The 14,092-nt window shown below is 59.6% G+C and carries 13 protein-coding genes; 9 read left to right on the top strand and 4 right to left on the bottom strand.

Features of this window, described 5'->3' with window-relative positions:
- Positions 1–71: 71 nt before the first annotated feature.
- The 6 genes from ACODS5_RS10630 to ACODS5_RS10605 are packed head-to-tail and all read left to right on the top strand — an operon-like array spanning position 72 to position 6,980.
- A complete protein-coding gene (locus tag ACODS5_RS10630) occupies positions 72–995 on the top strand; it encodes a carbohydrate ABC transporter permease (protein WP_038705865.1) in 924 nt (307 codons plus the stop codon).
- Between the two features lie 10 nt (positions 996–1,005).
- A complete protein-coding gene (locus ACODS5_RS10625; protein ID WP_489108623.1) occupies positions 1,006–1,839 on the top strand; it encodes a carbohydrate ABC transporter permease in 834 nt (277 codons plus the stop codon).
- A gap of 54 nt (positions 1,840–1,893) precedes the next feature.
- The gene (locus ACODS5_RS10620) at positions 1,894–3,006 is read left to right on the top strand and encodes an ABC transporter ATP-binding protein (protein ID WP_489108622.1); all 1,113 of its coding nucleotides are present in this window, start codon (positions 1,894–1,896) and stop codon (positions 3,004–3,006) included.
- A gap of 11 nt (positions 3,007–3,017) precedes the next feature.
- Complete coding sequence (locus tag ACODS5_RS10615; RefSeq protein WP_489108621.1) at positions 3,018–4,487, top strand: mannitol dehydrogenase family protein; 1,470 nt, start codon at positions 3,018–3,020, stop codon at positions 4,485–4,487.
- 16 nt (positions 4,488–4,503) lie between these two features.
- Complete coding sequence (gene xylB / locus ACODS5_RS10610) at positions 4,504–5,994, top strand: xylulokinase (RefSeq protein ID WP_489108620.1); 1,491 nt, start codon at positions 4,504–4,506, stop codon at positions 5,992–5,994.
- 41 nt (positions 5,995–6,035) lie between these two features.
- Positions 6,036–6,980: a carbohydrate kinase family protein gene (locus tag ACODS5_RS10605; RefSeq protein ID WP_489108619.1), complete on the top strand. Its 945-nt coding sequence runs from the start codon at positions 6,036–6,038 to the stop codon at positions 6,978–6,980.
- 400 nt (positions 6,981–7,380) lie between these two features.
- Here ACODS5_RS10605 and ACODS5_RS10600 read toward each other — a convergent pair whose 3' ends face one another.
- The gene (locus ACODS5_RS10600) at positions 7,381–8,067 is read right to left on the bottom strand and encodes a DUF4225 domain-containing protein (RefSeq protein WP_489108618.1); all 687 of its coding nucleotides are present in this window, start codon (positions 8,065–8,067) and stop codon (positions 7,381–7,383) included.
- A 23-nt stretch (positions 8,068–8,090) separates the two neighbouring features.
- The gene (locus tag ACODS5_RS10595) at positions 8,091–8,576 is read right to left on the bottom strand and encodes an Hcp family type VI secretion system effector (RefSeq protein ID WP_489108617.1); all 486 of its coding nucleotides are present in this window, start codon (positions 8,574–8,576) and stop codon (positions 8,091–8,093) included.
- A gap of 916 nt (positions 8,577–9,492) precedes the next feature.
- Between ACODS5_RS10595 and ACODS5_RS10590 the strand changes: the two genes are divergently transcribed.
- A complete protein-coding gene (locus ACODS5_RS10590; RefSeq protein ID WP_489108616.1) occupies positions 9,493–10,056 on the top strand; it encodes a hypothetical protein in 564 nt (187 codons plus the stop codon).
- Entirely contained in the window at positions 10,053–10,442 is a 390-nt protein-coding gene (locus tag ACODS5_RS10585) for a hypothetical protein (RefSeq protein ID WP_489108615.1), read from the top strand. The genes ACODS5_RS10590 and ACODS5_RS10585 overlap by 4 nt, the downstream gene beginning before the upstream one ends.
- A gap of 158 nt (positions 10,443–10,600) precedes the next feature.
- On the opposite strand, the gene ACODS5_RS10580 is transcribed toward ACODS5_RS10585, so the two are convergent.
- On the bottom strand, positions 10,601–11,251 hold the full coding sequence (locus ACODS5_RS10580; RefSeq protein WP_489108614.1) for a BRCT domain-containing protein: 651 nt from the start codon (positions 11,249–11,251) through the stop codon (positions 10,601–10,603).
- Positions 11,252–12,046: 795 nt separating this feature from the next.
- Between ACODS5_RS10580 and ACODS5_RS10575 the strand changes: the two genes are divergently transcribed.
- Positions 12,047–12,868 (top strand): HNH endonuclease, encoded by an 822-nt coding sequence (locus ACODS5_RS10575; RefSeq protein WP_489108613.1) that lies wholly within the window; start codon positions 12,047–12,049, stop codon positions 12,866–12,868.
- Positions 12,869–13,054: 186 nt separating this feature from the next.
- Here the strand turns inward: ACODS5_RS10575 and ACODS5_RS10570 are convergent, their stop codons facing one another.
- The gene (locus ACODS5_RS10570) at positions 13,055–14,017 is read right to left on the bottom strand and encodes a hypothetical protein (protein WP_489108612.1); all 963 of its coding nucleotides are present in this window, start codon (positions 14,015–14,017) and stop codon (positions 13,055–13,057) included.
- Positions 14,018–14,092 lie beyond the last annotated feature (75 nt).

The raw sequence follows: 14,092 nt of genomic DNA, 5'->3' as shown, positions 1-14,092 counted from the left end.
CCCGCAGCGCCCCCCGACCGCGCCGAACCCCGGCGCGGTGACCGCCCCTTTTTGCTGCATACGGAGTCGCCATGAACACATCGGCCCTCGACACCCCGAGCCTCGCCACCGCGCGCCCCGGCAAACGCCGCGTCGGCCCCGGCTGGTTCCTGGTCAGCCCTTCGGTGGCGCTGCTGCTGTTGTGGATGATCGTGCCCCTGGGCATGACCCTGTATTTCTCGCTGATCCGCTACAACCTGCTGTACCCCGGCGAAAACCAGTTCGTGGGCCTTGAGAACTTCGCCTTCTTCGTCACCGACGCCGGCTTCATGCCCGGCGCCCTGAATACCCTGACCCTGGTCGGCAGCGTGCTGGCGATCAGCGTGGTGCTCGGCGTGCTGATTGCCGCGCTGCTGGAGGCCGGCGAGTTCTGGGGCCGCGGCGTGGTGCGGGTGCTGCTGATCTCGCCGTTTTTCATCATGCCCACGGTCAGCGCGCTGCTGTGGAAGAACCTGATCTTCCACCCGGTGTCGGGCATCCTCGCCGCCGTGTGGCGCCTGTTCGGCGCGCAACCGGTGGACTGGCTGGCGCACTACCCGCTGCTGTCGATCATCCTGATCGTCTCCTGGCAGTGGCTGCCGTTCGCCATCCTGATCCTGATGACCGCCATGCAGTCGCAGGATCTGGAACAGAAGGAAGCCGCGCGCCTGGACGGCGCAGGCCCCTTGGCGATCTTCTGGCACCTGACCCTGCCGCACCTGGCGCGGCCCATCGCCGTGGTGGTGATGATCGAGACCATCTTCCTGCTGTCGGTGTTCGCCGAGATCTTCACCACCACCAGCGGCGGCCCCGGATACGAGTCCACCAACCTTGCCTACCTGATCTACAACCAGGCGCTGCTGCAGTTCGACGTCGGCATGGCCTCGGCCGGTGGCCTGATCGCCGTGCTGATCGCCAATATCGCCGCCATCGTGCTGGTTCGCATGATCGGCAAGAACCTCACCGCGCGCAGCTGAGGAGCCCGCCATGCTGACACTCAAGCAAACCCGCACCCTGAAGAACGCCCTGCTCGGCCTGCTGTGCTGGGCCATCGCCCTGGTGATCTTCTTCCCGATTTTCTGGATGCTGCTGACCAGCTTCAAGACCGAGCTGGACGCCTTCGCCACGCCGCCGCAGTTCATCTTCGCGCCGACGCTGGAGAACTACCTGCACATCAACGAGCGCAGCGACTACTTCGCCTACGCCTGGAACTCGGTGCTGATCTCCTTCTCGGCGACCCTGCTGTGCATGCTTATCGCCGTGCCGGCGGCGTATTCGATGGCCTTCTTCGAAACCCGCCACACCAAGCGCACGCTGCTGTGGATGCTGTCGACCAAGATGCTGCCGCCGGTGGGCGTGCTGATGCCGATCTACCTGCTGGCCAAGCAGTTTGGCCTGCTGGATTCGCGCCTGGCGCTGGTCATCGTCTACACCCTGATCAACCTGCCGATCGTGGTGTGGATGGTGTACACCTACTTCAAGGACATCCCCGTGGACATCCTTGAAGCTGCGCGCCTGGATGGCGCCGGCACCTGGCAGGAGATCGTCCGCGTGCTGCTGCCGATCGCCCGCGGCGGACTGGCCTCGACCCTGCTGCTGTCGTTGATCCTGTGCTGGAACGAGGCGTTCTGGTCGCTCAACCTGACCTCGTCCGCCGCCGCCCCGCTGACCGCGCTGGTGGCCTCCTACTCGAGCCCCGAAGGGCTGTTCTGGGCCAAGCTCTCGGCCGTTTCGACCCTGGCCTGCGCGCCGATTCTGATCTTTGGCTGGATCAGCCAGAAGCAGCTGGTGCTCGGGCTCTCCTTCGGTGCTGTGAAATGACTTCCCGCCACTCCCACGCCAATTCTGTTCTCGCCTCTGACAAGGACACCCACCATGGCTGACCTGAAAATCCGCAACCTGCACAAAGGCTTCGATGGCCACGCCATCATCAAGGGCATCGACCTGGACGTGCGCGACCGCGAGTTCGTGGTGTTCGTCGGCCCCTCCGGCTGCGGCAAGTCCACCCTGCTGCGCCTGATCGCCGGCCTCGAGGAGGTCAGCAGCGGCAGTATCACCCTCGACGGCGCCGACATCACCGACACCGCCCCGGCCAAGCGCGACCTGGCCATGGTGTTCCAGACCTACGCCCTGTACCCGCACATGACCGTGCGCAAGAACCTGTCGTTCGCCCTGGACATGGCCGGCGTCGCCAAGCACGAGGTCACCGCCAAGGTCGACAACGCCGCGCGCATCCTCGAGCTGCAACCGCTGCTCGAACGCAAGCCGCGCCAGCTGTCCGGCGGCCAGCGCCAGCGGGTGGCGATCGGCCGTGCCATCGTGCGCAACCCGAAGATCTTCCTGTTCGACGAGCCGCTGTCCAACCTCGACGCCGCCCTGCGCGTGCAGATGCGCCTGGAGCTGGCGCGCCTGCACCAGGAGCTGGCCGCGACGATGATCTACGTGACCCACGACCAGGTCGAGGCCATGACCCTGGCCGACAAAGTGGTGGTACTCAACGGCGGGCGCGTCGAGCAAGTGGGCTCGCCGCTGGAGCTTTACCACCATCCGGCCAACCTGTTCGTCGCGGGGTTTCTCGGCACGCCGAAGATGGGCTTCCTGCGTGGGCACCTGAGCCGTAACCAGGGCAACCAGTGCGAGGTAGCGCTTGAGTGTGGTGCGCGCATCGCCCTGCCGCTGTGCGCGGGCGAGCTGCATACCGGCAGCCAGGTGACCCTGGGGATCAGGCCCGAGCACCTGAGCATCAGCCCGGGGTGCCAGGGCGCGCCGGGGTCGCTGCAGGTGACGGCCGATGTCAGTGAGCGGCTGGGCAGCGACAGCTACTGCCATGTGCGCGCCGCGTCCGGCGAGATGCTCACGGTGCGCGTGCGCGGGGACTTCGCGCCGACCTTCGGCGAGGCCCTGGAGCTGACCTTCGACCCCGCCCACTGCCACCTGTTCGACAGCAACGGCCAAGCCCTCGACAAGCGCCTGCAACAGGCGGCCTAAGGACCTTCAGGATGAAACTCAACCAACACAATCTCCCCCGCCTGGCGGTAGCCCGCCCCAGCTACGACCCAAGCCAATTGCGCCAGGGCATCGTGCACATCGGCGTCGGCGGCTTCCACCGCGCCCACCAAGCCGCCTACACCGACGCCCTGATGAACCTGGGCGAAGGCCTCGACTGGGCCATCTGCGGCGCCGGCCTGCGCCGCGAAGACCGTGCCATGCGCGATGCCCTGGCCGCGCAAGACCACCTCTACACCCTGTTTGAACTGGGCGACCAACACGACACCCAGGTCCGCGTGATCGCCGCGATCAACGGCATGCTGCTGGCCGAGGACGGCGCCGAAGCGCTGCTGACCAAACTGGCCGAACCCAACATCCGCATCGTCTCGCTGACCATCACCGAAGGCGGCTACTGCATCGACGACAGCACCGGCGAATTCCGCACCGACCTGCCGCAGATCCAGCACGACCTGGCCAACCCGCAAGCCCCACAGAGCGTGTTCGGCTTCCTCTGCGAAGCCCTGCGCCGCCGCCGCGGGGCCGGCAGCGGGCCGTTCACGGTGATGTCCTGCGACAACCTCCCGCACAACGGCGACGTCGCCCGCAAGGCCCTGCTGGCCTTCGCCCACCTGCAGAACCACGACCTGGCCCGCTGGATCGACGGCCACGTCAGCTTCCCCAATGCCATGGTCGACCGCATCACCCCGATGACCAGCCCCGCCCACCGTCAGCAGCTGCTCGAGCGCCACGGCGTCGACGATGCCTGGCCGGTGGTGTGCGAGCCGTTTTTGCAATGGGTGGTGGAAGACAAGTTCGTCGCCAGCCGCCCGGCCTGGGAACAGGTCGGCGTGCAATTCACCGACGACGTCACGCCCTATGAAGAAATGAAGATCAAGCTGCTCAACGGCAGCCACCTGGCCCTCACCTACCTGGGCTTTCTGCAAGGCTACCGCTTCGTCCACGAAACCCTCGCCGACCCACTGCTGCACCGCTACATGCGCACCTTCATGGACCAGGACGTCACCCCGCAACTGGCCCCGGTACCGGGCATCGACCTGACGCGCTACAAGCACAGCCTCACCGAGCGCTTCGCCAACCGCGCCATCGCCGACCAGCTGGAGCGCGTGTGCTCCGACGGCTCGTCGAAATTCCCCAAGTTCATCGTGCCCACCGCCAACCGCCTGATCGCCGACGGCAAGCCCCTGGAGCGCGTGGCCCTGGTGGTGGCCGCCTGGGCCCTGTACCTGCGCGGCGAGGACGAACAGGGCACCCGCTACAGCATCCCCGACCCCCGCGCCGCCGACTGCCAGGCCCGGGTGGCGCAGCGCGACGGCCTGGCTGCCCGGGTGCTCGGCGACGAGGCGATCTTCGGCAGTGCAATCCCCGCGTCCAAAGCCTTCGTCAGCGCCTTCGAGCGCCTGTACGACAGCTTGTGCGAAATCGGCGTGAGTGAAACCCTGCGCCAGATCCTCGGCGACTGACACGGAGGTTTTCGAAATGGACGGACTGTTCCTCGGCATCGACTGCGGCACCCAAGGCACCAAGGCCCTGGTGCTGGACGCCGGCAGCGGCCAGGTGCTGGGCCTGGGCAGCGCCGCCCATGCGCCGCCCCAAGGTCGCGATGGCCGGCGCGAGCAGGATCCGGCCGACTGGCTGCAAGCCCTGCGCACAGCGGTGTCCGCTGCGTTGGGCGAAGCTGGTGTGGATGGCCAAGCCATTCGCGCACTGGCGGTGTCCGGCCAGCAACACGGCCTGGTGCTGCTCGACGCCCAAGGCCAGGTGCTGCGCCCGGCCAAGCTCTGGTGCGACACCGAAAGCGCGCCCGAGAACGCGGAGTTGCTCGATGCCCTCGGCGGCGCCCAAGGCTCGCTTGAACGCCTCGGGCTGGTGATCGCGCCGGGCTATACCCTGTCCAAATTGCTGTGGACCCAGCGCCAACATCCCGAACTGTTCGCCCGCCTCGCCCATATCCTGCTGCCCCACGACTACCTGAATTACTGGCTGACCGGTCGCGCCTGCACTGAGCCCGGCGACGCCTCCGGCACCGGCTACTACGATGTACGCCGCCGCGCCTGGGCGCCTGATGTCCTTCAGCACATCGAGCCCGGCGAGCGTCTTTTGGCTGCGCTGCCTGAACTGGTCGAATCCGGCGATTGCCTCGGCACCCTGCGCAAACAGGCCGCCATTGCCCTCGGCCTGAGCCCACAGACCTGGGTAGCCACTGGCGGCGGCGACAACATGCTCGGCGCCATCGGCACCGGCAATATCGCCCCCGGCATGATCACCCTGAGCCTCGGCACCTCCGGCACCCTGGCCGCCCATGCCGACCAGCCCCACGTCAGCGCCCAGGGCGAAGTGGCGACCTTCTGCGCCTCCAGCGGCGGCTGGCTGCCGTTGATCTGCACCATGAATCTCACCAGCGCCTGCGCCCTGGTGCGCGACCTGCTGGAACTCGACCTTGACCGTTTCACTGAGCTCGCCGCCCAAGCCCCGATCGGCGCCGACGGCCTGCTGATGCTGCCCTTCTTCGACGGCGAACGCGTGCCCGCATTACCCGAAGCCAGCGCCAGCCTGCATGGCATGACCAGCGCCAACCTAACCCGCGCCAACCTCTGCCGCGCCGTGCTCGAAGGCACCTGCTTCAGCCTGCGCTACGGCCTCGACCTGTTGCGCGCCAGCGGCCTACCAGGCAGCGAAATCCGCCTGGTCGGCGGCGCGGCGAAAAGCCCGCTTTGGCGCCAGATACTGGCCGACCTGCTCGGCCTGCCGGTGGTATGCCCCCAACAGACCGAAGCCGCCGCCCTCGGCGCCGCGCTTCAGGCCGCCTGGAGCCTAGGCCGCCAGCTGGGCCAAGGCGATAGCCTCGAAACCCTGTGCCACCGCTGCGTCGCCCTCGACGAAAGCACCCGAACCCTGCCCCGCCCGGCGCAACAGGCCGAGTACGAGGTCGCTTATCAACGCTACCGGGATCAACTGCCTGCGCGCTGAGCGCAGGTATCCTGCCCTTATCTATCGTTCTGGAGAACTGCATGTACCTGGTGTGTGGCGAGGCCCTGTTCGATGTCTTCAGCCTGGAAAACAGCAACCGCAGCAGCGAGCTAGGATTTACCGCGATTGCCGGCGGGTCGCCGTTCAACGTCGCCGTCGGCCTGCGCCGGCTGGGCGTGGCATCGGCGTTGTTTGGCGGGTTGTCCAGCGACTACCTCGGCGCCCGGCTGCGCCGGGTGCTGGAAGAGGAACGGGTGGACTGCCGCCATGTGGTGACCAGCGATGCACCGACCACGCTGGCCATGGTCGGGCTGGATGCCAATGGCTCGGCGCAGTATCAGTTTCGCGGTGAAGGCTGTGCGGATCGGCAGGTGACACTGGAGCATTTGCCGGTGCTGGATGAGCGTGTGCGGGGCTTGCATGTGGGCTCGTACACCCTGGTGGTGCAACCCGTGGCCGATACGCTGATGGCGCTGGTGGAGCGCGAGCGGGACCGGCGCTTGATCAGCCTTGATCCGAATGTGCGGCTCAATCCGCAGCCGGATGTGGCGGTGTGGCGGCGGCAGGTGGAGGCGTTTGCAGGGCATGCGCATGTGATCAAGGCCAGTGAGGAAGACATCGCCTTGCTCTACCCAGGCCGGGAGCCCCGTGACGTGGCCCGTGGCTGGCTCAACGAGCGCTGCCGACTGGTTTTCATCACCCATGGAGCAGATGGAGCCAGCGTGCATTGCGCACATGGCTCATGGCAGCGCCCAGCAGATACCTCGTTGCCAGTAAGCGACACCGTAGGCGCCGGTGACACCTTCCAAGCCGCCGTGCTCGCCTACCTGGCTCGCCTAGGAGCAGACAGCCCAACCGGTGTGGCGAAGCTCCCCCATAAAACCATCGATGCAATCCTCGCCTACGCGATCCGGGCCTCAGCGATCACCTGCTCCCGAACAGGCCCAAATTTGCCATTCGACCATGAGCTGCCGCCAGTAGCCTAACCCAAGATAAACACCGCCGCCCCTCGTTGCGGGAGCGGCCTTGCGTCGCGAAAGGACCGCAAAGCGGTCCCAGCGATTTCAACCCAAACCACCATCGCGGCCTCAACCACTCCAACCACTCAAGCACTGCGTCTAGAAGGCATTGCCCCACAATGCAGAAGCACCCCAGCCAACGCCGCCCACCCTACAATGATGTTTTCCCTGACAAACTCCGGCTGATACCCGAAAAATAAAAACCGGTCAAACTCCAGGACCCTCATGTAATAAGTAATAAATAAAAGGTTATAAATCAGACAAATACAAAACAACCCGTAGCCGAGACGCGGACCTGAACACTTGGCGCGCAAGACAAATGCCGAGCACACGCCAAGCACCACGCACACGACAAACAGCCAAGCCATTATCTATCCCTCAACTCGACGATAACCTGTTCTCCTGTAAGCATGTCGATTCCCACCTCGAAGACTATCGAATGAGTACTCATGGTTTTTATTGCGCGGGCTTTGTCGGCCTCTATGTAACGAAACAACCGCCAGGTACCCGGCCTCAACACCAAGCGGTCGAGACTATACGCCGACAGTCCGAGATCCAGGACACCGTAGGCCACGTTACCGTGGGCACTCACCCCGCCTGCTGCTACCGCCAGATCCTGATAAACCCTGCGTACAGGCCCAACTGTACCGCTACGCCCATTTACAATGTTAAGTCCGTTTTCATAGATATTGTTCGCGCCGTGCAAGATCAATGGCAAACCTCCAATCATGCAACCAGCGCCCAGTGACAGCTTGCAGACAGCCACGCCTGTACTAATTTGCAAAACACCTGCGGTCACCCCCGCAACCAGCTTCGAGTACTCCCAGACCTGCGCGAGCAGTTCGCGATGCGCTTGTTCAAGGGCATCACGCCCCTCCTCCGCCGAGAGGTTACCCGTACGCACCTCATCGACAACCGCTTGCCCAAGGTAGGCAATTTCCTGGGTGAACTGAGCTCTGAGAACGCCATCGTCCAAATGCCGCGCACCTACTTCGCAGGCATACTGGGTCAGGCGAGCCGCCAGGCTGCTTACCTCCCAAAAGTCATGGTCCATGCTGGGGCTTCGATTGTCGCCCCTCATCGACTTTCGCCCCACTTTGCATAACCGCTGGTGTTGGCAATCAGATGGTGCCATTCGATAAATCCATAGCGAATAGCGAGATACTCCTGAGGATCCTGTGCATTGAGCAAAACCGAGTGAGGCACCTCCAGACGCTGATCCACAACGATCGCGTCTGACAGCTCAACCTTGAAATAACACTCTTGCTTACCCGCAGCGTTGATACGGTACAAATTGAGGCGACACTCCATTGTTTCCCGGCCGGCCAATGCCTCCGCCAACAACGGGGTCGCTTTGTCTATGTATTTGGTTATCAGAATTGGGCGATGCGTCGCACGTTCGGTATTGCCCACATTGGAAAAATTATGGCTAAACGAAAGCACCATAATTTCGTCCACATGAGCGATTTGGCATCGACCGCCAATTGAGTCGGTTGTTGAGCAACCTGCGGAGATCAGGCCTTGACGCCGCCCTTTAATAGACATGTAACCGTGATAAGCCATTTCGCCAACTCCCTGTAGGTGAAGGCCAGAAGGCTATGAATTTAAAACCTATCTGTATGTAGGACCCTACTGAAACTAATGCTCCGAATCATTTGAAAATATTGCCAATTTAGAGCCTTTAACAAAAATAATTGGTATTGATCTCTACTAACGCTTGGAGCTATGTCAGATTTTTCGAAGGTTCACTCCCAGCCAACAGACCGTAGCTCGTTCAGAATGTCCTCGACGGTACGCTGATGGCCAGTCTTCTCTAATTTCAAGTCGTAGCCAGCGGCCTCCAAAAATGCGGACAAGCGCCAAAACGCTCATGTCACCTTTAGCCAACGTCTCCATCCGCGTCACTGTGGAACGGGAAACGCCCGCACGACAGGCCAATACATCTTGGCTGAGCTTCATGCCGGACGGTCTTAAGCATTTCAGCGACATCACAGAGAGTGGACATCTACATCCCTGCTTTCAAGAAGTCCTGTACCCTCGCGATTCGCCTGCGCCTTGCTCCGAAGATAAGCCACCCGACTCAACAAGGAAGACGGTATGGGCTGGATTCCCTCCGGGTTCTTGGCAACGTCGGTGTGCACAAGCTGAAGAAAGGCCATGTCGGCCCCCGGTACGTCATGCTCAGCAGCTAGAAACGCCTCCTTCGGCTTAGATTCGAACATGTTCTGCCCCTCCGCCTGGACCATACGGCAACCACCGCATGTGCGACGTGATCAAAGATAAAAGGAGTGCAGCCTACAAAAACGACAACAGACCGTATGCCGGACGCGTCCCAAAATATTCGCTACTCACGAAACACTCTGTTTACTGCACCCAAGCGCTACAAGCCCTTGGCCATTAGCACAACCGCCCTAATCGACCCTACTCACCCAGCGCTCGTATAGTCCCTCCTTGATTACATAAACCGGGAAAGGACTCCATGCGTCACAGCCTTCTACTCCCCTGCCGATGGCTGGCCATCCTGGCCATGGCCTGCAGCACCCCGGCCCTGGCCGAACAAGCCGCAGGCGACTACTGGATCATCTACGGCAAAGGGGAACGCTTGCACAACGAGGTCTACGTCGCCGATGCCGCCGGCATCCTGCAAAAGCCCGGTGGCGTGCAATCTGCCCAGGTCATGCAGCTGTTCGAAGACCCGGCCTTCCCGACCCTCGCCGCCTACGAGGTGCAGGTCAAATGCAAACAGCGCCAGATCCGTCTGGACAGCGCCCGGGCGATACGCCGCTTCGACGGTGCCGTGAGGGATGTGAAAACCAACGCCAAAGACTGGGTCGCACCAAAGGACTACTGGTTGCAGCGCACCTTCGCCTTCGTCTGCGCCCCCGACAACCGCGCGCGCAACCAGATGCTGTCGATCGGCAAGATGCCGGCGGCGAAGATGGTCGCCACCATCCAGGCCATGTTCATCCAGTTGATTGGCGTGCAGGCCAACAGCCAGGCGGTGCAGGAGCTGGACGACATGCTGGCGAACACCCCACGATGAGCACACGCCATCTGCTGGTCCTTGGCCTGTTGCTGCCTGCGCTGGCCGGCTGCATCCCGACCCTGCCAGAGCTGATGGCAGGCAACCAATGGCAAGGGCGCGACGCCAAGCAGGCCATCGACTTCTTCGGCCCGCCCATGCGCATGGAGCCGTTGCCCGGCGGCACTGGGGTGCAGTTGGGCTGGTACCGCGATACCACCTACGTGCAAAAGGAGGTGGTCGGCAGCACCGCCGAGGTGCAAGGCAATGTGATGGTTCATACCAATTACTGGGACGACGTGGCCCACCCTGGCGGCTGCACGATCCTGATGTCGGTGAACAAGGCGCGGCAGATCAACGACTTTTCCACCAAGGGGCGCTGTAATGGCGTGAACCTGGCGCCATAGCGGCTTGGCGAACGTGGGAGCAGGTCCTTGGTGCTGACTTGTGGAAGCAGGCCTGTGGGAACAGGTTCGTTGGGAGGCACAGCGCTACTACGCAGTATTGTTGGCGTGGTACTCGCATTTCATCCACGTTGGATGCTTGGGCAGGCTAGAGAAGCGGATTAGCCGAAGACGGCTTGCTGCCAATGGTCCTCTGAAACGATGGCTATTGCTGCTCCAGCTTCACGAAGTTCTACAGCCTTGAGAATTTTCGTTCCATATGACGCATGGCGCCACTGCTCGTTGCCTATGCTGCCAACGATTAGATAATCCACCTTCTTGCTAACCGCGCCGCCAAGAATTCCACCGCGATCAGTAACTAGCTGCTGGCAGTCCTTGCGCGGGCCGAAGGCCATGATCCCTGTGAAAACGAAGTTTTTGCCTTCAAAGCAGAGCGAGGGCGGAGGCGCGCAGAAAGGTAGATCAGTCGGCCGCGAGACGATTGGGGGAGAAGTAGCGGACGAGATCACTTGAGGGGAAACCCCACCGAGCCTCTTGAGCATACCCAGCAGGTCAGCAGACTCCTCTGCATCAAGCTTGCCGTCAGCCAGCATGCTGCTCAATCGACGGTAGAGAAGGTTTATCACCGGGTCGTCGATATGAGCTAGGTTTCGCTCGATCCAGTCTTTGAGAAATACCGCCTCTTCCTGGGTGACCACATTATCAGCCACGAGCCCGGCCGCTAGGCCGGCCAACGCGTCGGCACTGCGCCTATCGATTCTTTCGGCGTTGAAGTAGCGGCTTGCTGCAAACTCGTTGTGAAAATCTGTCATTGATAGGGCTCCATGCTCATTAGGCAGAAGGCACAACGCTACTACGGCACGCCCCTGCCCGCGTACTGGCTTTCCATCCAGCTCAGACGGTTGGTCTCGCTGGTCGACGCGATCACGTTGCTGATCGCGCTATTGAGCCTGATCGCAGCTTGGCTCTCTAAAGTTAACGTAACTGGAAGTCGTGACGACTGGCTCGGCCTAATCTCAAACGCGTATAGGAAGTGAGGTGAGCAGGCCTGTGGGAGCGGGCGTGCCCCGCGACAGTGCCCGCCCAGCCCCCGCCCAAACATCAGCCCATGATTCACATCCAAGGCCAATGAGGTACTGCACCGCCGTCAGCAGCGTAGGCAGCTGATCAGTCTCCACCCTCGCCAGGTAACTGATCTTGTGCACCACACACATCAGCACAGTCGCCTGCTCCACTGCATGGTCCAGCGGATGCCCCGCCACCACGCGGGACAGCGGGTCTTGCATACCCACCTCCGCGCCTTCACCAAAAATAGCTTGACCCTTGTTAATCCTTCCTCATCACAGAACGTTCTTTGGGGCATACGATTTAGCCAAAAATGACGCCCCGCGATGCACCGCCTGCACGACTCATGCTCCTTGTAGGCTGGAATTCCGAGAACATGTGGGGTCATCTACTACATAACGATGCTCCCCCCAAACACCACCCTCAGCACACCAGGGATACCTCCCAATCAGACAGCCAAAGTAGGAATTTTCCTTTAATTTTGTAGGCGTTAGCGCTAATGTGGCAAGCAATGTGCCATTACGAAGCGTGAGATCCACTCCGTGTCTACAGCCGTCGCCCCAGTTCCAGGGACAATTATCAGCAATGAAATTTTGACAACCACCTTTCAATGCAGCACTCAAGGCGGAATGCGACGATCTCATGCTACGAATACATTGGTAATCGTCTCTAATCATGTGAAGTCTGTTTATGATGATCGGTGGGAAGGTGATATTTTTCACTACACTGGCATGGGCCAGTATGGCAATCAAAGCCTGAGATCCGCCCAAAATAAGACGTTAAATGAATCGCCAACCAACAAAATCAAAATACATCTTTTCGAAGTATTCGAACCCAAACAGTACACTTATATCGGCGAAGTAATTTTGGTTGGCGACGCCTATGAAGAGAAGCAGTATGACGCTCACATGAACCTCAGAAACGTATGGGTATTCCCACTTAAGCTATGTGCTAGCGACGCCCCGAAAATACCAGCTTCTTCGCTACTTAACGTAGTCAAAGAAAAAGAAAAAAAGATAAGAAAATTTAGCGATGTAGAAATCGAGGAAAATGCCCTTCGAACTCAGCAGCTACTCGTCAGTCGACGCCATACAGAAGCGCCGTACTATTTGCGATCGATCTGGGTGGCGGAATTTGCCAAGCGACGTGCCAAGGGAAACTGTGAGCTCTGCACTAAGCCCGCTCCTTTTGAACGAAGAAATGGCGAACCATATCTGGAAACTCACCATATACATTGGCTAGCCAGCGGAGGCGCAGATTCGGTTGAAAATACCGTTGCGCTATGCCCGAACTGCCACCGCCGAATGCATATTATCAACTGTAAAAAGGACATCAGGGCCCTACAACAGAAAGCACGCCGTTAACATTTAACTTGTGGGAATTTAGCCCCCTCAGGCGCTCACCTGACACGAGTAGTGAGAAAGTAATCACCTGCGAACCTCCTCTACTATCACACAAGGGCCTATCGCGCTACAGTCCACCTAACCCAACGATAGAGTATAAAGCTCAAAAATTTTAACCACTCGAAGTATTGTACGTAATTATAAAGCTTATAGGTCTGAGAAAAGATCTTTAGTCGGCTCGTGCTCAAGAGCTTCCAGATGAGAAAAATAAATTCGAGGCCTCTTCGCCATGGTACGCCCCTTCTCGTCCGTTCTATCGACAACACCAAAAATCCTGCATCGCAAAAACAAAAGCTGTTTATAGCGTACAATACTTCCGACTTGAGGATACGATGTCAAAATATGATCCATATACTTAAACCCCATAGAGTTCGAAGTTTTATTCTCTCTGGTCACCTCGCCTTCAAGCACAATATTTTCACCATGCCTTAGCTCAGGAAATAGAAAATCCTCTACATCTTCCTCTTCTTCCTCACAAAAAATGCGCTTATCCGATACACCTATTACAACCTCATCGACAACACCGTCAGTTACGCTCCCGATTTTGAGAATACGCCCATCCTCAATCAAAAGTGCAAGCCGACTTAAAGCCTTGTTACCAATTTCGACATAAAGATCCAGTGCATATTTCGGGACATAGATATACTCGCCAGTTTCATTTCTGATGCCTATGAGCTCTTTATCATCAGAAAACCTAGCCGAATCAAAACTCTCTACCCCAGCACGCCCCATATGTTTAGCAATTTTCGCAAACCATTTTATTGCATTTAGAGCTTTCTTAAGTAGATCACAAAATCCAAACTCTTCAAAATCTCGAGCAGCCATCTTTTGCGCCGCTTGAGTTGCATACGCGGTCGCCACTACACCTGCGCCAGCCTGGACCCAACCGACTACTGTTTCAGGAATTAGTGCTTCCCATGAACCCGCCCTGACTTTGACTGGAATATCAAAATCCAAATTTTTTAGTTCAGGAGAGAGTTTCGCCAAGAACTGCCGCAGTGCGGTATCGAAACCAAGAAGCGCCTCTGCCTGCTTCCGGCCATCCATAACTCCGTCCTGAGTTAGGTTTCCATCATATTTTATGTAGCCCAGGTAGCCTTCAAAATCCATTTTTCCCCCAAAGTACAACTCAGAAAGTTAGCTATAGCTTTGCGCGAACATTTTTGAAATCACTTCATGTCAGCA

Source organism: Pseudomonas sp. FG47 (genome assembly GCF_057809115.1).
The sequence above is the reverse complement of the archived record's forward strand: the minus strand, read 5'-3'. Positions and strand labels throughout refer to the sequence as shown.